The sequence below is a fragment of the Sagittula sp. SSi028 genome, assembly GCF_048553715.1.
Taxonomy (GTDB): domain Bacteria; phylum Pseudomonadota; class Alphaproteobacteria; order Rhodobacterales; family Rhodobacteraceae; genus Sagittula.
Genome location: NZ_JBLZNC010000004.1, coordinates 383,686 through 406,536, shown reverse-complemented (window position 1 = coordinate 406,536; position 22,851 = coordinate 383,686). Strand labels below are relative to the sequence as shown.

21 protein-coding genes are annotated in these 22,851 nt (G+C 62.0%); 14 read left to right on the top strand and 7 right to left on the bottom strand.

Annotated elements, in window-relative coordinates:
* Positions 1 to 4 precede the first annotated feature (4 nt).
* Positions 5 to 3,088, top strand: coding sequence for an efflux RND transporter permease subunit (locus tag ACN5AZ_RS10585; RefSeq protein ID WP_419428844.1), 3,084 nt, complete (start codon positions 5 to 7; stop codon positions 3,086 to 3,088).
* Between the two features lie 54 nt (positions 3,089 to 3,142).
* Here the strand turns inward: ACN5AZ_RS10585 and ACN5AZ_RS10580 are convergent, their stop codons facing one another.
* Positions 3,143 to 3,736, bottom strand: coding sequence for a Crp/Fnr family transcriptional regulator (locus tag ACN5AZ_RS10580; protein WP_419428843.1), 594 nt, complete (start codon positions 3,734 to 3,736; stop codon positions 3,143 to 3,145).
* Positions 3,737 to 4,339: 603 nt separating this feature from the next.
* On the opposite strand from ACN5AZ_RS10580, the gene betI reads away from it, so the two are divergent.
* From betI to choV, 6 genes are all read left to right on the top strand, one after another.
* A complete protein-coding gene (betI, locus tag ACN5AZ_RS10575) occupies positions 4,340 to 4,921 on the top strand; it encodes a choline-responsive transcriptional repressor BetI (protein ID WP_419428842.1) in 582 nt (193 codons plus the stop codon).
* A gap of 76 nt (positions 4,922 to 4,997) precedes the next feature.
* Positions 4,998 to 6,449 (top strand): betaine-aldehyde dehydrogenase, encoded by a 1,452-nt coding sequence (gene betB, locus ACN5AZ_RS10570; RefSeq protein ID WP_419428841.1) that lies wholly within the window; start codon positions 4,998 to 5,000, stop codon positions 6,447 to 6,449.
* A gap of 114 nt (positions 6,450 to 6,563) precedes the next feature.
* Positions 6,564 to 8,240 (top strand): choline dehydrogenase, encoded by a 1,677-nt coding sequence (gene betA / locus ACN5AZ_RS10565; RefSeq protein ID WP_419428840.1) that lies wholly within the window; start codon positions 6,564 to 6,566, stop codon positions 8,238 to 8,240.
* A gap of 197 nt (positions 8,241 to 8,437) precedes the next feature.
* Positions 8,438 to 9,364: a choline ABC transporter substrate-binding protein gene (locus ACN5AZ_RS10560; RefSeq protein WP_419428839.1), complete on the top strand. Its 927-nt coding sequence runs from the start codon at positions 8,438 to 8,440 to the stop codon at positions 9,362 to 9,364.
* Positions 9,365 to 9,535: 171 nt separating this feature from the next.
* Positions 9,536 to 10,366 carry a choline ABC transporter permease subunit gene (gene choW, locus ACN5AZ_RS10555; protein WP_419428838.1) on the top strand — a complete coding sequence of 277 codons (831 nt, stop codon included), beginning with the start codon at positions 9,536 to 9,538 and terminating at the stop codon, positions 10,364 to 10,366.
* 3 nt (positions 10,367 to 10,369) lie between these two features.
* On the top strand, positions 10,370 to 11,407 hold the full coding sequence (gene choV / locus ACN5AZ_RS10550; protein ID WP_419428837.1) for a choline ABC transporter ATP-binding protein: 1,038 nt from the start codon (positions 10,370 to 10,372) through the stop codon (positions 11,405 to 11,407).
* A gap of 15 nt (positions 11,408 to 11,422) precedes the next feature.
* On the opposite strand, the gene ACN5AZ_RS10545 is transcribed toward choV, so the two are convergent.
* On the bottom strand, positions 11,423 to 12,067 hold the full coding sequence (locus ACN5AZ_RS10545; protein ID WP_419428836.1) for a hemerythrin domain-containing protein: 645 nt from the start codon (positions 12,065 to 12,067) through the stop codon (positions 11,423 to 11,425).
* Between the two features lie 176 nt (positions 12,068 to 12,243).
* On the opposite strand from ACN5AZ_RS10545, the gene ACN5AZ_RS10540 reads away from it, so the two are divergent.
* On the top strand, positions 12,244 to 12,936 hold the full coding sequence (locus tag ACN5AZ_RS10540; protein ID WP_419428835.1) for a winged helix-turn-helix domain-containing protein: 693 nt from the start codon (positions 12,244 to 12,246) through the stop codon (positions 12,934 to 12,936).
* Here the strand turns inward: ACN5AZ_RS10540 and ACN5AZ_RS10535 are convergent, their stop codons facing one another.
* Positions 12,937 to 13,263 carry an antibiotic biosynthesis monooxygenase family protein gene (locus tag ACN5AZ_RS10535; RefSeq protein ID WP_419428834.1) on the bottom strand — a complete coding sequence of 109 codons (327 nt, stop codon included), beginning with the start codon at positions 13,261 to 13,263 and terminating at the stop codon, positions 12,937 to 12,939. It lies immediately after the preceding gene.
* 193 nt (positions 13,264 to 13,456) lie between these two features.
* Between ACN5AZ_RS10535 and ACN5AZ_RS10530 the strand changes: the two genes are divergently transcribed.
* From ACN5AZ_RS10530 to ACN5AZ_RS10520, 3 genes are all read left to right on the top strand, one after another.
* Positions 13,457 to 14,164 (top strand): DUF484 family protein, encoded by a 708-nt coding sequence (locus ACN5AZ_RS10530; protein ID WP_419428833.1) that lies wholly within the window; start codon positions 13,457 to 13,459, stop codon positions 14,162 to 14,164.
* A gap of 57 nt (positions 14,165 to 14,221) precedes the next feature.
* A complete protein-coding gene (locus ACN5AZ_RS10525) occupies positions 14,222 to 15,148 on the top strand; it encodes a tyrosine recombinase XerC (protein WP_419428832.1) in 927 nt (308 codons plus the stop codon).
* 69 nt (positions 15,149 to 15,217) lie between these two features.
* Positions 15,218 to 15,820: a glutathione S-transferase gene (locus ACN5AZ_RS10520; protein WP_419428831.1), complete on the top strand. Its 603-nt coding sequence runs from the start codon at positions 15,218 to 15,220 to the stop codon at positions 15,818 to 15,820.
* 54 nt (positions 15,821 to 15,874) lie between these two features.
* Here the strand turns inward: ACN5AZ_RS10520 and ACN5AZ_RS10515 are convergent, their stop codons facing one another.
* Positions 15,875 to 16,528, bottom strand: coding sequence for an outer membrane protein (locus ACN5AZ_RS10515; RefSeq protein WP_419428830.1), 654 nt, complete (start codon positions 16,526 to 16,528; stop codon positions 15,875 to 15,877).
* Positions 16,529 to 16,762: 234 nt separating this feature from the next.
* On the opposite strand from ACN5AZ_RS10515, the gene petA reads away from it, so the two are divergent.
* From petA to ACN5AZ_RS10500, 3 genes are read left to right on the top strand one after another with little or no spacing between them, the layout of a single operon-like run.
* A complete protein-coding gene (gene petA / locus ACN5AZ_RS10510; RefSeq protein WP_419428829.1) occupies positions 16,763 to 17,359 on the top strand; it encodes a ubiquinol-cytochrome c reductase iron-sulfur subunit in 597 nt (198 codons plus the stop codon).
* A gap of 12 nt (positions 17,360 to 17,371) precedes the next feature.
* Positions 17,372 to 18,712: a cytochrome b gene (petB, locus tag ACN5AZ_RS10505; protein WP_419428828.1), complete on the top strand. Its 1,341-nt coding sequence runs from the start codon at positions 17,372 to 17,374 to the stop codon at positions 18,710 to 18,712.
* A gap of 19 nt (positions 18,713 to 18,731) precedes the next feature.
* Entirely contained in the window at positions 18,732 to 19,577 is an 846-nt protein-coding gene (locus tag ACN5AZ_RS10500) for a cytochrome c1 (RefSeq protein ID WP_419428827.1), read from the top strand.
* An 82-nt stretch (positions 19,578 to 19,659) separates the two neighbouring features.
* Here ACN5AZ_RS10500 and ACN5AZ_RS10495 read toward each other — a convergent pair whose 3' ends face one another.
* The 3 genes from ACN5AZ_RS10495 to thiB are packed head-to-tail and all read right to left on the bottom strand — an operon-like array spanning position 19,660 to position 22,815.
* Positions 19,660 to 20,364: an ATP-binding cassette domain-containing protein gene (locus ACN5AZ_RS10495; RefSeq protein ID WP_419428826.1), complete on the bottom strand. Its 705-nt coding sequence runs from the start codon at positions 20,362 to 20,364 to the stop codon at positions 19,660 to 19,662.
* Positions 20,351 to 21,862 (bottom strand): thiamine/thiamine pyrophosphate ABC transporter permease ThiP, encoded by a 1,512-nt coding sequence (locus ACN5AZ_RS10490; RefSeq protein WP_419428825.1) that lies wholly within the window; start codon positions 21,860 to 21,862, stop codon positions 20,351 to 20,353. Before ACN5AZ_RS10490 ends, ACN5AZ_RS10495 begins: the two co-directional genes overlap by 14 nt.
* Positions 21,838 to 22,815 (bottom strand): thiamine ABC transporter substrate binding subunit, encoded by a 978-nt coding sequence (gene thiB, locus ACN5AZ_RS10485; protein ID WP_419428824.1) that lies wholly within the window; start codon positions 22,813 to 22,815, stop codon positions 21,838 to 21,840. The genes ACN5AZ_RS10490 and thiB overlap by 25 nt, the downstream gene beginning before the upstream one ends.
* Between the last annotated feature and the right edge of the window lie 36 nt (positions 22,816 to 22,851).

Sequence of the window (22,851 nt, the reverse complement as noted above, 5' to 3'; positions counted from 1 at the left end):
GACGATGTCTATCGCACGCGCCTCTATCGATAAGGCGCTGATCACATGGATCCTGATGCTGGGTTGCCTGCTTGGCGGCATCTGGGGGTTCGCAACGATCGGCCGCCTTGAAGACCCCGCCTTTACTATCAAAAACGCCATCATCATCACGCAATACCCCGGCGCGAGCGCCGAACAGGTGGCGCGCGAGGTGTCGGAACCGCTGGAATCCGAGATCCAGAAGATGGGCGAGATCGACTTCATCACCTCGTCCAACAAACCCGGCATCAGCCGCATCTCGGTGAACATTGAATCCACCTATGATGGCACCGAATTGCCCGCCATCTGGACCAAGCTACGCAACCGTGTCGAAGACGCCACCCGCAGCCTGCCCCCCGAGGCCGGCACCCCCATCGTCAACGATACCTTTGGCGATGTGTACGGCGTGTTCTATGCGGTCACCACCCCGGGATTCTCGGATGCGGAAACGCATGAGATATCTGAGTATCTGCGGCGCGAATTGCTGGCGGTCGACGGCGTGGCCGATGTTGCGCTGGCGGGCCTGCCGTCCGAGGCGATCTATGTCGACGCCCGCACATCCATCATCACGAACCTCGGCATCGGGCCTGACGCCATCGCCGCGGCCCTGTCGAACACGGATTCCCGCACAGATGCCGGCTCGGTCAGCCAGAACGGACAGGATGTCCGCATTCAGGCGCCCGAAGGCTCTGACACCGTTGACGAAATTGCAAACCTGACCATCGGCGTGGGCGGGGATGTCATCGACCTGCTCGACCTTGCCACGGTAGAGCGGTCCCGCGTTGACGAGCCGACCGAACTGATCCGCTTTCAGGGGCAAGAGGCCTTCACATTGGGCGTGTCCGGCAAGGCCAGCCTGAACATCGTGGACGTTGGTAAACGCGTCGATGACCGTCTGGCCGAGATCATGCGCGACGTCCCTGCCGGTGTCGAATTGCATCCGATCTACCAGCAGCACGTGGTGGTGGACGAAGCCTCGAACGCGTTCCTGCTGAACCTTGCCATGTCGGTTGCCATCGTGGTGATCGTGCTGGCGCTGTTCATGGGCTGGCGCGCGGCCGTGGTCGTGGGCGCCACCCTGCTGCTGACCGTCGTCGGCACCATCTTCCTGATGGCGATTTTCGGCATCGAGATGGAGCGTATCTCGCTGGGCGCGCTGATCATCGCCATGGGCATGCTGGTCGACAACGCCATCGTTGTGGCCGAGGGCATGCAGGGCGATATGGCGCAGGGCAAAACCGCCCGCGACGCCGCAGAGGACGTGGCCAAGAAAACGCAAGTGCCGCTTCTTGGTGCGACGGTCATCGGCATCATGGCCTTTGCCGGGATTGGTCTTTCGCCGGATGCGACCGGTGAATTCCTGTTCTCGCTGTTTGCCGTGATCGGGATCTCGCTGTTGCTGTCCTGGATTTTGGCCATCACCGCGACCCCGCTTCTGGCGCATTACTTCTTCAAGGTCGGTTCCGGCGAGGACAGCGACCACTACGGCGGCCCGTTGTTCCGCGCGTACCGCGCCGTGCTGAACGCGGCTCTGACCCTGCGCCATCTGGTGATCCTCGCGCTGATCGGCATCACTGTGCTGTGCTACATCGGCTTTGGTCAGGTGAAGCAGCAGTTCTTCCCCGACAGCAACACGCCCCTGTTCTACGTGCATTACAAATTGCCGCAGGGGGCGAGCATCCACACCACATCCGATGACATGGCTGTGCTGGAGGACTGGCTGGCCGAACGCGATGACGTGGTGTCTGTGGCGACCTTCATCGGCGGGGGGGCGACGCGCTTTATGCTGACCTACGCCCCGGAAGAGGCGCTGCCGACCTATGGCCACCTGATCATCCGCACGGAATCGCTGGAACAGATCCCGGAACTGCGCGCCGATCTGGAGGCGTTTGGCCGCTCCACGCTGACCGCCGGCGAATTCCGCACCGAACGTCTGGCCTTTGGCCCCGGCGGCGGCGCCCCGATCGAGGCGCGCTTCTCTGGCCCCGATGCGGTGGTTCTGCGGGAATTGGCGGTCGAGGCGCAATCACGGCTGATCGAGGCCTCTGACCAGCTGATGGATCTGCGCACCAATTGGCGGGAACGCGAACTGATCATCGAGCCGCGCTTTGCCGATGAACGGGCCAAGGCCGCAGGCGTGTCGCGTGACGATCTGGCGGGCGCGCTGCAATTCGGCACCGATGGTACGCAGGTCGGCTACTACCGCGAGGCGGACCGACTGATCCCGATCATCATGCGCTCTGACAGCGCCAGTGCCGACGGCGGCGCACATCTGGCGGACCTGCCGGTCTACTCTGACGCGGCGCAGGCCTATATTCCGGTGGCGCAGATCATCGACGGCTTCGACTGGGAGGCACAGAACACCTTTGTCGTGCGCCGTGACCGTGTGCCCACGATCAGCGTTCAGGCGGGTGTGCCGGCAGGCGTCAACGCCGCTGCCGTATTCACCGATATCCGCGCGCCCATCGAAGCGATGGAATTGCCCGAAGGCTACACGCTGGAATGGGGCGGGGAGTATGAATCCTCGACCGAAGCGCAGGCCAGCCTTGGCGGGCAGTTGCCGCTGTCGCTGATCATCATGGTGCTGATTTCGGTGCTGCTGTTCGGCACGATCCGCCAGCCCGTCATCATCTGGCTGCTGGTCCCGATGAGCGTGAACGGCGTGGCGCTTGGGCTGCTGGGCACGGGTCTGCCCTTCTCGTTCACCGCGCTGCTGGGTCTGCTGTCGCTGTCGGGGATGTTGATCAAGAACGGTATCGTTCTGGTCGAAGAGATCGATTTGGTCCGCGCCGATGGCGTGCCCTTCCGCAAGGCGGTTCTGGACGCGTCGACCTCGCGTTTGCGTCCGGTTGTGCTGGCTGCGGCGACGACAATCCTTGGCATGATCCCCCTGCTATCCGATGCGTTCTTTGCGTCGATGGCGGTGACGATCATGGGCGGGCTTGGCTTTGCCTCGATCCTGACGCTGGTGGCGGCACCGGTGTTCTACTACAGCTTCTTCCCCAAGGCGCGTAAAGAGGATGACCGCGCGCGCAAGGCCGCTAAGAACGCAGGCACCGCGCCCGCGTGATCCAATGACAGGACAAAGGGCCGCCTTGCGCGGCCCTTTTCGTACCCAGTCGTTTCATTCCGTTAACAGACTGCCAAGATCGTCCAACGTCAGCTCATACCGCAGCAGGCGGACCTCGCCTTTGGATGCATCTATGATCCCCTCCGCCCGCAAGCGCCCCATGGCCTTGTTCACCGATTGCCGCGAACAGCCAAGGATCTCTGCCAGCGTGGCCTGACTGGCACGCACACGGTTGCGCGCATCGCTCAGCGTGCGCAGCCGCAGATACAAGCGCTGCGTTAGATTGCCATGCTGGTCGACCGCCTTCAGCGCGTTGTCCTTTTCCAGTCGGCTGCGGAAAACAGCCGCCACATTGCGCATCATGACAGGTTGGCGGAGATACGCCTGCAACATCTCGGTTGGGCAAAACAACAAAGTCGTCAGCGCCTGCGCCCGGCACGACGCCACGCAGGGTTCATCCGCGATGGCCTCCACCTCGCCCACCGTATCCCCGGGGCCAAGATGGGCCAGCACAGTCTGCGCACCGCCCTCCCCGACCAACACAGCGTCGATCCGACCGTGGGCGACGATGAACACGCCCGGGGACGTCTCCCCCTGCGTTAGAAAGACCTCTGGCTCGGGGTAGACGATCGCACTGCAGCGATCCACAAATTCTGTTTTGTCATTTGGCGGCAGGTCCGCCAACAGGCGGCATTTTAAAACGTGCGGGTAGGCGACCGAATTCTGCATAGTCAATTTATAATCTCAATTACGTAAAATATTACCCATTTTACAGCATGAGACCGGCCAATCCGCCCAACGCCAAGCAGGCCACTTCACCCTTTTATCATAGGTCTGTGACCAATCTGCCTCTGAGACGTACGACCCAAAGGGGCTGGCCGATGTGGAAGCAATGCAAAAGCCGATAGCGCAGCAGCTAAGGATCGTAGGCGCGATACTGGAGCTGGAGTGGGTTTGAAGGACTTGCCATGACGGGAAACGCGGATTCCGGCCAAGGCAAGTCCGTAAAAATGCATTTATTACAATACAACCGCAAAGCTCATGGGCCTTGCGCACCCTACTAACGGCCTCTGTATACTTGCACCTTTACCGCGACCCCCAAACAAATCTTTCGCGCAAAATGTCCAATGGGTGACACATGCATGCTTCATAATCATTTCATAATCCGTTGCGCAGTCATTCGCATGGCCGAAGACTTCTGATTGATCCGTCAGTCAATGATTGCTACTGTCGCCCGCATAGGAGAACCAAATGGCCACAGAAGCTGCGCGCAAAAAACAACTGGTCGAGGCCACCGTGCAAGAGATTGGCGCGGCAGGGTCATTGAACGTGACTGTCAGCCGCATCGCCAAGCGCGCCGGTGTATCCTCCGGCCTCGCCTTTCATTACTTCGGGGACAAGGATCGCCTGTTCCTCGCCGCGATGCGCCATATCATGACGGTTTACGCCGCCGAAGTCCGCGACGCCCTGACCCGCGCCAACACCAATCGCGACCGGATCGAAGCGATCATCCGCGCCAGTTTCTCGACCACGAATTTTCAGTCGGACGTGATTTCCGCATGGCTGAACTTTTACGTGCTCGCCCGCTCCTCCAACGAGGCGCGCCGCCTGCTGTCGATCTATCACCGCCGCTTACACGCCAATCTAGTGCATGATTTGCGGCCACTGGTCGGCGACCACGCCCCCGCTGCGGCCGAAAGGCTCGCCGGCCTGATCGACGGGCTATACCTGCGCAGCGCCATCACGCCGCATGCCATGGACGGCGCAGACGCACAGGCCCACGTCCTTGCCGCGCTGACCCAAGAAATCAGCGCAGGATCCGGTAATTCCTGAACCGATCCACCAACTGGGGCATGCCAACCGATTGCCCCTGACGCATATAACCAACGCCACGGGCGTGGAGACAGACATGATCGCACAACCCAAAGCCTCCCATTTCATCAATGGCACCTATGTCGAAGACACCGCAGGCGATGCCATACCAGTGATCTTTGCGGCCACCGGCGAACAGCTTGCCACGGTGCACGCAGGCACCCCCGCTATCGTCGAACAGGCGCTTGCGGCCGCAGCAGAGGCGCAGAAGGAATGGGCAAAGTGGTCCCCCCGTGACCGCGGGCGCGTCCTGACACGTGCAGCCCAGATCATCCGCGACCGCAACGAAGAGCTCAGCCAGCTCGAAACACTCGATACCGGAAAGCCCATTCAGGAAACCCGCGTCGCTGATGCAACATCCGGGGCAGACGCGCTGGAGTATTTCGGCGGTCTGGCAGGCACGCTGACCGGCGAACACATCCCGCTGGGCGAGGACTGGGTCTATACCGTGCGCGAACCCTTGGGCGTGTGCGTGGGAATCGGGGCGTGGAACTACCCCACGCAGATCGCCTGCTGGAAAGCGGCTCCGGCGCTGGCCTGCGGCAACGCGATGGTGTTCAAACCCTCGGAAACCACGCCACTGTGCGCCCTTAAAATCGCGGAGATCCTGATCGAGGCCGGCCTGCCCAAAGGCGTGTTCAATGTCGTCCAAGGGATGGGGGCCACCGGCGCACAGCTGGTCTCAGACCCGCGCGTGGAAAAGGTCTCGCTCACCGGATCCGTCCCCACCGGCAAAAAAGTCTACGCCGCTGCAGCCGCCGAGATGAAACACGTCACCATGGAACTGGGCGGCAAATCCCCGATGATCGTGTTCGAGGACGCCGACATCGAAAACGCCGTGGGCGGTGCCATCCTGGGCAACTTCTATTCCTCCGGCCAGATCTGCTCCAACGGCACCCGTGTCTTCGTCCACAGTGCAATCAAGGACAAATTCCTCAAACGCCTCGCGGAACGCAGCGCACAGGCCATCATCGGCGACCCGCGTGAGGATGCCACGTCCATCGGCCCGATGGTGTCCGAGACCCAGATGGACATCGTCCTGGATTACATCGCCAAGGGCAAATCCGAAGGCGCCCGCCTGATCTGCGGCGGCGAACGGCTCGACCGCGATGGCTTTTTCATCGCCCCAACCGTTTTTGCCGATGTTACAGATGACATGACCATCGCGCGCGAGGAGATTTTTGGCCCGGTGATGGCCGTGCTCGACTTCGACGACGAAGCAGAGGTGATCGCCCGCGCAAATGGCACCGAATTCGGCCTGTCTGCCGGCGTCTTTACCAAGGACATCCAGCGCGCCCACCGCGTCATCGGCCAGCTTCAGGCGGGCAGCTGCTTTATCAACAGCTACAACGACGCCCCGGTAGAGGCCCCCTTCGGCGGCGTCAAAGCCTCCGGTGTCGGCCGTGAGAACTCGAAGCAGGCGATTGAACACTACAGCCAGATGAAATCCGTCTACGTGCGCATGGGCGACGTCGAAGCCCCCTTCTGACCCAACCGCAACGGGGGCGTCTGAAACCCGCGCCCCCGTTTTTCCTTGGGCAAAATACCTAACGCCAACGGCGTCCCGCAGGCTCTGCAGGCGCACCATCCGAAAGGACGCGGCATGACCCTAGAATTCACCGCAGACTACGTTATCGTCGGCGCAGGCAGTGCAGGCTGCGCGATGGCGCTGCGCCTGACAGAGGCTGGAAGATCCGTACTGGTGATCGAGCATGGCGGCAGTGACGCAGGCCCGTTCATCCAGATGCCCGGCGCGCTGTCCTATCCCATGAACATGAAAATGTATGACTGGGGGTATAAATCCGAACCCGAACCACATCTCGGCGGGCGGCAACTTGCCACGCCGCGTGGCAAGGTGATCGGCGGGTCTTCGTCTATCAACGGCATGATCTACGTGCGCGGCCATGCCCGTGACTTTGATCACTGGCGGGATCAGGGGGCTGCTGGCTGGGGCTATGCGGATGTGCTGCCCTATTACAAACGTCTCGAAAACTGGCACGATGGCGGGCATGGCGGGGATGCTGCATGGCGCGGCACCAACGGCCCGCTGCATGTCACCCGCGGCAAGCGCGACAACCCCCTGACACAGGCCTTTGTCCAAGCCGGTGCACAGGCAGGCTATCCCGTGACGGGCGATTACAACGGCCACCAGCAAGAGGGCTTTGGCCCCTTCGACATGACCGTCTGGCAGGGGCAGCGCTGGTCCGCCGCCAACGCCTATCTCAAACCCGCGCTCAAGCACGAGAACTGTGACCTGATCCGTGCTTTTGCCCGCAAGGTGGTGATCAAAGACGGCCGCGCCACCGGCGTCGAAATCGAACGTGGTGGCAAGGTTGAGACCGTGCATGCCCGCGCCGAGGTGATCCTTGCCGCCTCCTCGCTCAACTCTCCCAAACTGCTGATGCTGTCAGGGGTAGGTCCCGCCAAACATCTGGCGGAACACGGCATCGATGTGGTCGCGGATCGCGCGGGCGTTGGACAGAACCTGCAGGATCATCTGGAGCTTTATATTCAGGCCGCCGCCAGCCAGCCCGTCAGCCTGTTCAAATACTGGAACCTGCTGGGCAAAGCCTATGTCGGCGCGCGCTGGTTGTTGAACAAAACCGGGCCCGGCGCCTCGAACCAGTTTGAAAGCGCGGCCTTCATCCGCTCGCAGGCGGGTGTGGACTACCCCGACATCCAGTATCACTTCCTGCCGATTGCCATTCGCTACGACGGCCAAGCCAGCCCCGAAGGCCACGGTTTTCAGGCCCATGTGGGACCGATGCGCTCCCCCTCGCGCGGGGCTGTGACCCTGCGCAGCGCCGACCCGAAGGACGATCCGCGCATTCTGTTCAACTACATGAGCCACGAACAAGACTGGCAGGACTTCCGGCGCTGCATCCGCCTGACCCGCGAGATTTTTGCGCAGGACGCGTTCAAACCCTTCTACAAGCATGAAATCCAACCCGGTGCCGACTGTCAGACCGATGACGAGCTGGATGATTTCATTCGCCAGCACGTCGAAAGCGCCTACCACCCCTGCGGCACTGCGCGCATGGGGGCGGCGGATGATCCGACCGCCGTCGTGGATCCCGAATGCAGGGTGATCGGCGTTGACGGGCTGCGGCTTGCGGACAGCTCGATCTTTCCGCGCATCACCAATGGCAATCTCAATGCCCCCTCCATCATGACCGGCGAGAAGGCCGCGGACCACATTCTGGGCCGTTCTCCGCTGGCACCAGAGAATGTGGAACCCTGGATCGCGCCGGATTGGGAGAGCAAACAGCGCAGCGCCTGACGCGCGGATATTTAGCCAAACAAACCAATGACATGACGACGCGCGGCCAGCAAACGGTCGCGCGTTTTGCGTTTGCGAGGGTCACACAACGGAATCCCTGATTGATCCGTCAGTCAATTGCCGCTAAGCTCTTGCACAAGCGCGGCACACCCGCCGAATGCTTAGACAAAAGAACCAATTCAACAGCGGAGACTTCCATGCAGATCAAGCAGACCCTTTGCGCCATCGCCGCGCTCAGCGTGACCGCAACCGGTGCCATGGCCAACTGTGACACCGTGACCCTGTCCGACGTCGGCTGGACCGATATCACGGCAACCACTGCCGCCACCTCTGTTGTGCTGGAGGCGCTGGGATACGAGGCCGACGTCAAGGTGCTGTCCGTGCCGGTGACCTACACCTCGCTGGCGTCGGGCGATGTGGATGTCTTCCTTGGCAACTGGATGCCCACGATGGAAGGCGACATTGCCGCCTACCGCGAGGCGGGCACCGTCGACACCGTGCGCGCCAACCTTGAAGGGGCGAAATATACGCTGGCCGTGAACAAGGCCGCCGCCGATGCGGGCATCAAGGACTTTGCCGACATTGCCGCCAACATGGACGCGCTCGACGGCAAGATCTACGGCATCGAGCCGGGCAACGACGGCAACCGCCTGATCCAGTCCATGATCGACGAGAACGCCTTTGGCCTCGAAGGGTTCGAAGTGGTCGAATCCTCGGAGCAGGGCATGCTGTCCCAAGTGTCGCGCGCCGATCGCCGTGACGAGCCTGTGGTCTTTCTTGGCTGGGAACCGCACCCGATGAACGCCAACTTCGAGATGTCCTATCTCACCGGCGGTGATGACTATTTCGGGCCGAACCTTGGTGGGGCGACCGTCTACACCAACACCACCGCAGGTTATGTCGACGCCTGCCCGAACGTGGGCAAGCTGCTGACCAACCTCGAATTCACGCTCGCCATGGAAAACGAGATCATGGCCAAGATCCTCGATGACGGCGAGGACCCGCAGGATGCAGCCACCGCATGGCTGTCGGCGAACACGGACGTTCTGGACGGCTGGCTGGACGGCGTGACCACCAAGGACGGTGGTGATGCGCTGGCGGCGGTCACCTCCGCGCTGGACTGATCCGCGCCCCGAGACAACCGTCAAGGCCGTCGACCGCGTGTCGGCGGCCTTTCTTGTCGGAATATCCCGCAAAAGCGACGTTTTCTGACATCTTTGAACGGGTGAGGCTTTATTCTTTGCCTCACATCGGCTAATTGACTGGTCAGTCAAAGCAATAAGCGAGGGCACGCCATGGAATGGCTGGAAGACAACAAGATCCCGCTGGGGAAGTGGGTGAAATGGGGCGTCGACTGGCTGACCGACAATGCCGCGTGGTTCTTTGACGGCTTTGCGCTGATCCTTGAGACCGTCATCGATGCCATGCTGTGGTGCCTGCAAACGCCCCCTGCGCTGGTCATCGTTGCGGTGATCACCCTGGTCAGCTGGTTTGCCCGAAAATCTGTCTGGTTCTCCGTGTTTACCGCTGCGGGCCTGCTGCTGATCATCAACCAAGGCTATTGGGAAGAAACCACAGAAACGTTGTCGCTGGTCATCGCCTCTGCGCTGGTCTGTATGGGCGTTGGCGTCCCTGTCGGTATTGCGGCGGCGCGGCGGCCATGGCTGATGAACGCCCTGTCACCTGTGTTGGACCTGATGCAGACCATTCCGACCTTTGTATACCTCATCCCCGCGCTGATCCTCTTCGGCCTCGGCATGGTGCCCGGCCTGATCGCCACGGTGATCTTTGCCATTCCCGCACCCATTCGACTGACCCATCTGGGGATCACCTCGACCCCGCAGGCGCTGATCGAGGCGGGCACCGCCTTTGGCGCCACCAAACGGCAACTGCTGTGGAAGGTCGAACTGCCCTACGCCATGCCGCAGATCATGGCCGGTCTGACGCAGACGATCATGCTGTCACTGTCGATGGTTGTGATTGCCGCTTTGGTCGGGGCATCCGGTCTGGGCGTGCCGACCCTGCGGGCGCTGAACACCGTCAACATTGCCAAGGGTTTCGAGGTGGGCATCGCCATTGTTCTGGTCGCCATCATCTTTGACCGCATGTTCAAACGGGGGAATTAAGCCATGAGCGATCCAATGGTGCGTTTCGACGCGGTCAACATCGTCTTTGGCGACAAGCCCCAGACCGCCCTGCCCCTGATGGACGCAGGCAAGGACCGGTCCGAAATCCAGCAGGCCACCGGACAGGTTCTGGGCGTGCACAACTGCTCGCTCGAAGTGCAGGACGGCGAAATTCTGGTGCTGATGGGGCTGTCCGGCTCTGGCAAATCCACGCTGCTGCGTGCGGTGAACGGGCTGAACCCCGTGGCGCGTGGCCGGGTAGAGGTGCGCACCGATGGCGGCATGGTCGATGTGGCCAACTGCAGCGAAAAAGAGCTGCGCGACATCCGCATTCAGCGGGTGGCGATGGTGTTCCAGCAATTCGGTCTGCTGCCGTGGCGCACCGTCATCGACAACGTGGCCTTTGGTCTGGAAATCGCAGGCGTCCCCGAGGCAGAGCGCCACGACCGCGCCCGCGCGCAGCTGGATCTGGTGAACCTGACCGACTGGGCCGACCGTCAGGTGGGCGAGCTGTCAGGCGGCATGCAGCAACGTGTCGGACTGGCCCGTGCCATGGCGACCGAAGCGCCCATTTTGCTGATGGACGAACCGTTTAGCGCGCTTGACCCGCTGATCCGCAACAAGCTTCAGGACGAGCTTCTTGAACTGCAGGCAAAGCTGGGCCGCACGATCATCTTTGTCAGCCATGATCTCGACGAGGCGCTGAAGATCGGCAACCGCATCGCCATCATGGAAGGCGGGCGGATCGTGCAATGCGGCGCCCCGCAGGATATCGTCCTGAACCCCGCGACCGATTATGTGGCGGACTTTGTCGCCCATATGAACCCGCTGAACGTGCTGCGCGCTTTGGAGATCATGGGACCTGTCCCCGATCAGGGCGCCGACGGTCTGCCGCGTGTCTCGCCCGAGCTGACCATCCGCGAAATTCTTCCGATGGTGGCGGCGGGGGATCTGCCGGTTCTGGTGGCCGACGGTGATCAGGTGCTGGGCCATATCGATGTGCCCGCCGTGATGACCGCCCTGCTGAACCAGCGCGCCTGATCTATAGCGCACGGATTACTGCAAACCATCGGGCCCGTGTTTCAGGATCACGGGCACGATCAGGTCCTCCTCATCAGTGAGGTGGCGCAGCAAGAGCGTCTCGAACCCGGTCAGGACCTCGCGGAAATGCCCCGGCTCCACCGTGCCGCGCAACACGCCATTCGCGCTTTGGCCGAAGCGATCCAGCAGACCGTCCATCGCGTGATGATCGCGGTCCAAGATGTCGAAGCCCCGCGCCAGACCGTCCTCACGCGCGCGCAGGATCGGGAAGTAGTGCACATCCTCGATCTGGTGATGGCCGTGCAATTGCTGCACCAGCGCCCCGCCCAGATGCCGCAAGCGCTGCGCATGGGTTTGCGCGGACATCGTACCATCGACGGCCTGCTCCGCCTCTTGCCCCATCATCGCGCAAAGTTTGCGAAACATGGCATGGCGGTCCAGCCAGAAGGCCACCAGACCGGCAAAATTGGGATGTTCCGCCCAAGCCTCACGCGGAAAGCTGTCGAGCAGCAGGATCAGGTTCTCGGGCAGACCGCGCCGGTCGGTCAAATCATAATAGGTTTCCATGGCGTTCAAACTGTAGGCTTTGGTCTTTGCGTCAAGCCCGCCCGACCCGCGCGCATCCGGACCAGAGCCACAGCTTTGCCCAGTGCGCGCCACAATCCGCGCAAGATTCGCACGTATGCCATTAATACAGGTTGCAGAACGCAGCCCTTCGCTGGCCCGCCGGAAGAACACCGTCTCCGGGCCCATCAACCGCCATGTGTGTGGCCCCGTGCGGGCTGCCGGCGGGGTCTGATCCAAACACAGACCGTGATGACCTGAAGGACGAACCAATGCGTTACCTGATCGCTGAAACCAACTGGACCATGATGACCCTCGCGGCAGAGCTTGCGGCCAATGGCACGCTGATGACCCGCACCGACCGGATCGAGGACGTGAGCCATTTCATGCGCCATGGCGAAGCCGATCTTTTGATCCTCGCAGCCGATCAGATCGGGGCGCAGGGCGTGAACCTGACCATCTTGCAGTCCAAAACCGATCCCATGCCGGTCGCGCTGGTTGCCACCAAGCCGACACCGCAGCAGATCGCCGCTTGGCTGGATGCCGGTGCGGATTGCGTGATCGACACCAGCCGCCCGCCGGAAGAAGCGGTTGTCATGCTGCAGGCCGTGGCGCGCCGGGCTTTGGGTTTGCCCGTGCCGCAAATCAACCACGGGCCGCTGACCGTCGATCTGCTGACCCGGAAGGCACATCTGTCGAACTGCCCGATGAAACTGTCCCCCAAGCTGTACGAGCTGTTGGAATACCTCGCGCTGCGTCCGGGGCAGCTTGTGACACGGGCCGAGTTGCTGTCCCACATTTACGGGCTGGAAAACGAACCCGACGCCCGGGTGTTCGACGTCTACATCTGCAACCTGCGGGCCTTTTTGCAGGCCTCGAATGGCGCCGTCGACATCGAAACAGTCCGCGGGTCCGGTTTCCGCTTTGCCGCGCGCGACACCATCCAAGAGGACGTCGCAGCCTGATCAGCCACGCCCGAACGTGGCCGCCACCTCATAGAGCACCGGCTCGAATGATCGGCACAATGCGTTCAGACGGCGGTTGGTTTCGCGCATGTCGTCTGAACGCAGCATGGCGAGGAAATCCTCCCGCCGCGCCCATTGGCTGTAGTTTGCGATCCGGGTTTGCGCATCGTTGACGTGCAAGGCCGCAGAAACAAACCCCGGCTGTTGCGAGATATGCGCGGCCAGCGCGTCTTGCAGCGCCTCCAGCAGGTCCTGACAATTCCCCGGGCTGGTCTCGAACGTGGTGATGACAGTCTGATAGCCGGAATCCTGTGTGATATTTGGCATGGTCGCTCTCCTCCTGTTCGCAGGATGGCACGATTCCCGCCGTGCCCAAAGCGCAGCGTTTGCCGCCGTGCCGCGCGACACAGGGCGGAATTCCTTGACAGCGGGTCGCCCGCCAAGGCACAAAATGCCCAAACAAAGCGCAAAAGCGCGAGCAGCGACCGACCGGCCCCGCCGGCCCGATACAGGACAGCACATGACCAGCACCGCCCGAATCGAGGAGTCTCTCCGCGAAACGATCATCACGCGTCCCGACATGATCTTGGATGACAAGGACCTGATGCACGCGCTGATCGCGGCGAACGAACGTGCGATGGGCGGCAATATCGTGGATCTGCGCGGCATTGCGATGGAACGGCTGGAGGCACGGCTTGACCGGCTGGAGGACACGCATCGCAGCGTCATCGCCGCCGCCTACGAAAACCTTGCAGGCACCAACCAGATCCACCGCGCCATTCTACGGATGCTCGACCCGTTGGATTTTGAACCCTTCCTCAAGGATCTCGGCGGCGAGGTCGCACAGATCCTGCGGGTCGACATTATCAAACTGGTTCTGGAAACCGCACAGGACGACAGCGAGCCGGTGATCCGCCGTTTGGGCGATGTGTTGTCCGTGGCTGAACCGGGGTTTGTCGAACAATTCATCTGTGGCGACCGCGAAGCCCCCGTGCGCACGGTCACACTGCGACAGGTCAGCCACGGCGATGGGCGCGTCTACGGCACCCGCGCCGAATGGATCCGCTCCGAAGCCTGCCTGAAACTGGATTTCGGCCCCGGCCGCCTGCCCGGCCTGTTGGTCATGGGATCGGAAGACCCGCATCAGTTCTCTCCACAGCAAGGCACCGATCTGCTGGCCTTTTTCGCCGGAGTGTTTGAACGGGGCATGCGCCGCTGGCTCAGCTGAGCCGCGCCACCAACCGGGGGACAGGTCACGGCGCAATCCGCGCTATAAGGTGGGGCCATGACATTTGAGATTTCCCAAGCGGCGCGCCATGCGCTGGCCACGTGGCTGGACCATCAGCGCGCGTTGAAAGAGGCGTCAGAGCATACGGTCACGGCCTACCGGACCGACGTTGTTGATTTCATCGCCTTTCTTACCAGCCATCATGCGGAACCGCAGGGGCTTGCGCCGCTGGCGCGGGTGACGACCTCTGACATGCGCGGCTGGCTGGCGCATCTGCGCGGTCAGGGCATTTCCTCGCGGTCAGTGGCGCGCAAGCTGTCGGCTGTGAAGACCTTTTACCGCTGGCTGGCGGAACGCGAGGGGTTCGAGCCCACTGCCGTGCTGACCATACGCGCGCCGAAGTTTCAGAAAAAACTGCCGCGCCCCCTGTCCGAAGACGCCGCGCGCGCGATGATCGACACGGTGGAATTGCAAACGCAAGACAGCTGGCAAGGCGCGCGCGATGCTGCGGTGACCACGCTGCTGTATGGATGCGGCTTGCGCATTTCCGAGGCGCTGGGACTGACAGGGCGTGATCTGCCGCTGACCGACAGCCTGCGGATCATGGGCAAAGGGCGCAAGGAACGCTTGGTGCCGGTGTTGCCCATCGCGCGCCGTGCGGTGGACACTTATCTGTCGCTGTGCCCCTACCCTATGACACCGGACGAGGCGCTGTTTCGAGGCGCTCGCGGCGGGGCGCTGAACCCGCGCCACATCACAAAGGTCACCGAACGCGCCCGCATGCAACTGGGCCTGCCGTCGACTGCGACCCCGCACGCCATGCGCCACAGCTTTGCCACCCATTTGTTGCAGGCGGGCGGCGATTTGCGCGCCATTCAGGAACTGCTGGGCCATGCGTCGCTGTCGACAACACAGGCCTATACCGGCGTTGATCAGGTGCATCTGATGAAAATCTACGACGCCTGCCACCCCAAAGCAGGTTAGGCGTCACAGGCGCTTGAGCCCGAGCGCCAAGCCTGCCAAGCATGATGGACACCGCACAGGAGGTCCCCCATGAAACTGTTGTATTCGCCCGCCTCGCCCTTTGTTCGCAAGGTGATGGTGGCCTTGCACGAGACCGGCCAGATCGATGATGTGGAACGGGTCAATGTCGCGACGACCCCACTGCAGGCCGATGCCGCATTGGCCACGGCAAATCCGGTCGGGAAAATCCCTGCCCTCGTGCGGGAGAACAGCCCCACGCTGTACGACAGTCGCGTGATCTGCCGGTTTCTCGACGCCCGCGCCGAGGCCGGCCTGTACCCAGAGGCGCGCATTTGGGACACGTTGACGCTTGAGGCGACGGCGCATGGCATCATGGAAGCCGCGGTTCTGATTGTCTACGAGGAACGCTTTCGCGCGCCGGAACATGTGTCGATGGACTGGATCGAAGGCCAGTGGTCCAAGGTGGCGCGCTCGCTCGACGCGTTGGAAACCCGCTGGATGAGCCACCTGAACGGGCCGCTGGATATGGGGCAGATCGCGGTGGGCTGCGCGCTGGGGTATCTGGATTTCCGCCACGACGTGCGGCAATGGCGCATTGGTCGCAATGATCTGGCGGCGTGGTACGACAAAATGGCGCAGCGCCCCGCCATGCTGGCCACAAAACCGGATTGACCAACGAAAACGCCGCCCCCGGAGGGAGCGGCGTTTGTTCCGGTTCGACTGCGCTTAGAAGTTCAGCGAAACACCGATGTTCAGCGCATTTGTCTTAATGTCGGTGTCAAAGCTGCCGCCATCCTCGAAATCGCCCTCGTTCGTGGAATAGGTGAACTGGTATTCCCCGAACACAGAGAAGCGGTCGTTGATCGGCATGGAGGCACCTGCGGTCAGACGAACCGCGGGACCTGTGACCTGAAAGCCATAGGTGTTTGAACCGGATTCGTGATCGGCATCCACATGTGGAAAGGCAATGCCCAGACCACCACCGACGTAAGGCGTGATGTTGCCCCAGCGGTCTTCCCAACGCTTGTGCACATTGGCGGTCAGCACGTTGTGGCCATCGGTGAATTCAAGCTGCGAAAAGCCCAGCGTGTCCAACGTGTCATCATCAGCATAGGCCTTGGTGTGAGTGTATTCGACGCCGAAACCCAGCCCCGACGGCTGCCACCACATGGCGCGCGCGCCATAATAAGGCGGTGCGGCAAAGCTGTCGCCCTTCCAGCCGACCAGCTCGTCATAGTCGCCACCGCCATTGGGCAGCTCGCCCGAGATACGGCTGTGCGGCAAGGTCTGCCACCCGGTGTAGAACGAAAGTTCGGTTTCGGCGGCGGCGGCGGTGGTCAGGCCTGCCACGATGGCTGCCCCCAAAATCACGTTTTTCACCCGAAGCACTCCTGCTGTTTGTGGCGCACGTAGTCCGCTAAAAGGTGGGTTTCAACCGCGACACATCCGCACGACCATCAAACTGTGTCTTTTGTACGCTTTACCACAACAAAACCGGCGGGTAGATACGCCTCAGAAAGCGCGCGGGAGAGTCGGCAAAGACTCGCCCGTGCGTTTTGACGTATCTCGGCCGGAGGGCGCTTCCTCGGGCCCCGAACTTAGGGAGCGACAATCGTGTCACACGCTGACGATCATGATGCCACCCGCAGGGACTTCCTCTACTACGCCGCAGCCGGCGCCGGGGCCGTCACCGCGGGCGCGGCGATTTGGCCGCTGGTCAACCAGATGAACCCCTCTGCCGATGTGCGGGCGCTGTCCACCATTCGTGTGGATATTTCCGGTGTAGCACCGGGCACCCAGCTGACGGTCAAATGGTTGGGCAAGCCTGTCTTTATCCGCCACCGGACCGAAGACGAGATCGCCAAGGCCCAGGCCCAGGACGAAGAATTCGCAAACGGTGTCAGCGTTGTTGACCCGCTCGCGCGGAACGACAACATCGACGGATCGGCCCCCGCCACCGACGCAAACCGCACCATTCCGAACCCCGACGGCTCGGAAGAGGCCGAAGGCAGCTGGCTGGTCCAGATGGGCGTTTGTACGCACCTTGGCTGTGTGCCGCTGGGCGACGCGGGCGATTTTGGCGGCTGGTTCTGCCCCTGCCACGGGTCACACTACGACCTCGCAGGCCGCATCCGCAAAGGCCCCGCGCCGGAAAACCTGCCCGTCCCGCCGACCTCCTGGGTCGACGCCAACACCATCCTGCTGGGTTAAGGAGCGCATAACATGGCTGGAATCCCGCACGATCAGTACGAGCCGAAGACCGGCATCGAGAAGTGGGCGCATACGCGTCTGCCCATCGTCGGCCTGCTCTATGACACAATCATGATGCCCACCCCCAAGAACCTCAACTGGATGTGGATCTGGGGCATCATCCTGACCTTCTGCCTTGCACTGCAGATCGTCACCGGCATCATATTGGTGATGCACTACACGCCGCATGTCGATCTGGCCTTTGCCTCGGTCGAGCACATCATGCGTAACGTGAATGGCGGACACTTCATCCGTTACCTGCACATGAACGGCGCGTCGCTGTTCTTTGTCGCTGTGTACCTGCACATCTTCCGTGGTCTCTACTACGGGTCGTACAAGGCCCCGCGCGAAATCACATGGATCATCGGTATGCTGATCTACCTGCTGATGATGGGCACCGCCTTTATGGGCTACGTTCTGCCTTGGGGTCAGATGTCCTTCTGGGGCGCGACCGTGATCACCGGCCTGTTCGGCGCTATTCCGGGCATCGGTGAAGCGATCCAGACATGGCTGCTGGGTGGACCGGCGGTGGACAACGCGACGCTGAACCGCTTCTTCTCGCTGCACTATCTGCTGCCCTTCGTGATTGCCGGTCTGGTGATCGTGCACATCTGGGCCTTCCACACCACGGGCAACAACAACCCGACCGGTGTCGAAGTGCGCCGCACCTCGAAGGCAGAGGCAGACAAAGACACCGTTCCGTTCTGGCCCTACTACGTGATCAAGGACCTCTTCGCGCTTGCCGTGATCCTGGCGGTGTTCTTTGCGATCGTGGGCTTTATGCCGAACTACCTTGGCCACCCCGATAACTACATCGAGGCGAACCCGCTGGCGACGCCTGCACACATCGTGCCGGAATGGTACTTCCTGCCGTTCTACGCGATCCTGCGTGCCTTCACCTCTGAAGTCTGGGTTGTTCAGATCGCGTCCTTCGTGACCGGCGGCATCATCGACGCCAAGTTCTTTGGTGTTCTGGCGATGTTCGGTGCGATCCTCGCCATGGCGCTGGCGCCTTGGCTGGACACCTCCCGCGTGCGTTCGGGCCGTTACCGTCCGATGTTCAAGTGGTGGTTCTGGCTGCTGGCATTCGACTTCATGGCCCTGATGTGGCTGGGCGCCATGCCCGCCGAGGAACCCTATGCGACCTTCTCGCTGATCGCCTCGGCCTATTGGTTCGCCTACTTCCTCGTCATCCTGCCGCTGCTCGGCGTCTTTGAAAAACCGCTGCCGCGTCCGGCAACGATCGAAGAAGACTTCGAAGCGCACAAGTCGAAGACCGGCGGTTCCAAAACCGTTGTCTCTCCGGCGGAATAAGCAACAAGGATCGCAAGAGATGTTCAAGAAACTCACCCTCGCGGCCCTGACGGCCGTTGGCCTGACCACCGGCGCATATGCGGCCGGTGGCGAGGCCCACGTCGAGGACTTTGCCTTCTCCTTCGAGGGCCCGTTTGGCACCTACGACCAGAACCAGCTTCAGCGTGGTCTGAAGATCTACACCGAAGTCTGCGCCGCATGTCACGGCCTGATGTACGTGCCGATCCGCGACCTGCAGGCTCTGGGCTATAACGAAGACGAAGTCTTTGCCTACGCGTCTCAGTTCGAGGTCTGGGACCCCGAGCTGGCAGGCGGTGACGGCGATTTCCGCCCGGCGGTGCCCACCGATCACTTCCCGGAAGTCACCTCGGCCAACGCGCCTGACCTGTCGCTGATGGCCAAGAAACGTGCGGGCTTTCACGGCCCCTACGGTCTGGGCATCAACCAGTTCCTCAAGGGCATGGGCGGCGCGGAATATATCGCCTCGCTGCTGATCGGCTACGAAGAAGCCCCTGAATGCGCGCCCGAGGATTTCGACGGCAGCTACAACACCGTGTTCACGGCAGGCGGCTACCCCGCATCCTGCCTTGACGAAGACGGCAACCACACCGTTCCGGGCTCCTGGATCGGCATGGCACAGCCGCTGTACGGCGAAGACACCGAGTTCGACGATGGTCACTCCAACTCGCTGCACCACGAAGCAGAAGACGTTGCGGCCTTCCTGATGTGGGCCGCAGAGCCCAAGATGATGGAACGCAAGCAAGCCGGTTTTGTCGGCGTGTTCTTCCTGCTGGTGCTGTCGGCACTGCTTTACGTCGTGAACAAGCGCCTGTGGGCCCCGGTCAAAGGCAAGAAAGACGCCTGATCCGGCTCCGGACCCTAACACAGCAAAAGCCCCGCCTTTCGGTGGGGCTTTTCTTTTGCCTTAAGCTGCTGTGGGGTCGGGGCTAGCCCCCCTGCCCCATATAGGTGCGGAACGCTTTGGGCGGCACGTCAAAGAACGCCTTGGTCGGCACGGGCGGATGCACCACGCCATCTGCGACCAGCACGATCTCTTGCGCAAACTGGCGCGCATCTTCGGGCGCATGGGTGACCATAATGGTCAGCGCGCCCAGACTGTCCGCCACTTCGCGCACCAAACCCAGCATATCGGCCTTCAGCCCCGGCCCAAGCGCGGCAAAGGGTTCGTCCAGCAACAAAACCGGGCGGGCCATCAGCAAAACGCGCGCCAGTGCGGCGCGGCTTTGCTGGCCACCCGACAGGGTGCCCGGTTTGCGACGCGCCATTCCTTCCAGTCCGACACGCTTTAGCGCTCCTTCGATGCGTGGCAGCTCTTCCCGGCCCGGTTTGCGCCCATCAGGCCGCAGGGCCAGCCCCAGATTGCGGGCCAGATCCAAATGCGGAAACAGGTTGCCATCCTGAAACAGGATCGACACAGGCCTTTGTTCAGGCCCTGCGGCTGTCAGGTCGCGCCCCGTCCAGCTGATCTGTCCGGACGCCAGCGGCCGAAAGCCTGCGATCCCATCCAGAAGCGTCGATTTCCCCGCGCCTGAGGGCCCCAGAACTGCCACCCGCCTTCCCGGCCCCAGTGCCAGATCGGCGCGCAGGACAGCCTGCCCCATGGACATGGTCGCGTCTTCAAGCTTTAGCAAGCCGGCCTCCCCGGTCGAACAACACAAAGGCGCCAAGGCTGAGCCCCAGCAACAAGACCGCCGCCGCGGACGCGGCCTCCATCTGGTAAGACCCCATCAGACGATAGACTTGCAAGGGCAAGGTGGCGCGATCAGGATCAGCGAACAGGGCGATCACCCCAAGATCCCCCATGGCCAGCGCCGCCACCAGGCCCGCCGCAAAGCCAATTGGCCGTTGCAGCCGCGGCAGCCACACCAACCTGAACCATGCCCAGTCGGTCATGCCCAAGGACGCCCGAAGCCGCCCGTAATCTGCCGCGACCGCCTCTGCCTGTGGGGTGATAATCCGCAGGGCAAACGGCAGCCCCATCAAGGCATTGACCAAAGCGGTGACTGGCAGCGCCATCACAAAGGGGTTCACAAATGGGCGCAGCAGCAAGAACAGCCCTGTCCCCAAAACCAGAGGCGACACGGTGATGGCGAGCAGTGCCAACAGCTCTCCGCGCCGATTGGCAAGCGCCGCTGCCCACACCATGCACAGTGCGGTCGACACTGCCGCCACGGCCAAGGAATGCCCCGCCGCCCGCAGCGTGTCCGCGCCCAGCAAGGGCAACCCCGACAGCCCCTTGGCAATGATTGCCCCCAGCGGCACAAGCAGAAACGCGGCGCTAAGCCCGATCCATACCGTATCCAGACCCCGTGTGACCCCGTGGCCGTCGCGCCGCATCACATCACGGTCCAGCCCCATGCCAAACCCGCCATGCGGCGCCACCGTCAGCGCCACCACACCGGCCCCGATCCCCAAGGCCACTTGCAACAGACCCAGCGTCGCCGCACGGCCAAAGTCAAAATCAAACCGCATCGCCTGATAGATCGCCAGTTCAACCGTCGTGGCACGCGGCCCCCCACCCAAAGTCAGCGCCACCGCAAAAGACGTCAAACAGATCACAAAGATCACCACCAAGGCGCCCGGTGCGACCCGCGCAATCACGGGCCAATCGATCACCCGCCACATCGCCCACCGCCCCAGACCCAAGGACGCGGCGAGGCGCACAGGTTCCGTCGGTTGCGCCTGCCAGCCATTCAGCAACATGCGCACGGCAAGTGGCAGGTTGAAAAACACATGGGCCAGAACGACCCCGTGCAACCCGTAGACATCAATGCGGGACAGGCCCAGCAGCGCCAGAAGATCATTCACCACGCCCGAGCGACCAAAAACCGCAATCAGCCCCATGACCGCAACGATTACCGGCAGAATGAAGGGCGCGCCCATCAGCGTGACCAGAATCGCCCGCCCCGGAAATCTTTGGCGCGTCAACGCTCGGGCGACGGGAATGGCTAGCCCCACGCTGAACACGGCAGACAAAGCCGCCTGCCAGACAGTAAAGCGCAACGCCTGCCAATCGCCGGGCCCGAGGGCGGTCAACCCCCCGGCCCGAACGAGCATGACACTCACCGGCCCCAGCGTCAAAAGCGTCAGCGCCAGCCCTGCCGTTATTGCGAGAGCGCGGCGCGCCATGCCTCGATGGCCTCATCTCGCAGGGCGGCGGCTGTGTCTTCATCGTAGAACAGAACATTTTCCGGCAGGTCGAGCTGCTGGAACCCCTCTGGCCAATTCGCGGGGTCCTGTGCAGCAGGGATCGACCAGTTGCCCGTCGCGATCATGGATTGGAAATCATCCCCCAAAATGAAATCCATGAACGACTGCGCCAGTTCCGGCTGGTCGCTGTTTGCAACCTTGGCCGCAAGTTCGACCATGAAATAATGCCCTTCGGGGAAAATGGCGGCCTTCTTGGTATCGTCCTCTTCGGCAATCAGGTGGTAGGCCGGCGACGTCGTATAGCTTAGCACCATGTCCGCCTCGCCATCGGTGAACAAACCGTAGCTTTCGGACCAGCCTTTGGTGACGGTGACGATCTTGGGTGCCAGTTTTTTCCAAGCAGCCTGCGCGCCGTCGCCGTAAACCGCCTGCACCCACAACACCAGTGCAAGGCCGGAAATGGAGGTGCGCGGGTCTTGGATCACCAACCGCAGATCATCCGGCGCATTCAACAGCGCATCAAAGGACTCCGGTGCTTCGGTCTTTGTTGCGTCATAGACGAAAGCTGTGTGGCTGTAGTTGAACGGCAGGAAGGTGTCATCTTCCCAAGCGATGGGCAAGGTTAACCCCGATAGGTCTACACCATGCGGCGCGAACAAGCCGCTGTCGCGCGCGGTCTTCGTCACGTCCGAGTTCAGGCCGATCACAACATCCGCCTCGGTGCGCTCACCCTCCAGCATCAGTCGCGGTAACAGCTCTCCCGGTTTGAATTGCAGATCACAGGCGCAGTCAGCCTCGAACAGCTCTTCGATTTTCGGCCCCGGCCCCCATTCGCTGGTGAAATAATCGGGGGCGTAAACTGTCAGGACTGGATCCTGCGCCGCCGCAGCGGTCGCCAAACACAATCCCGCGGCAAATATCGATGCCTTCATGGCACACTCCTGTATTTGCGGCGAGGGGGAGCGTCA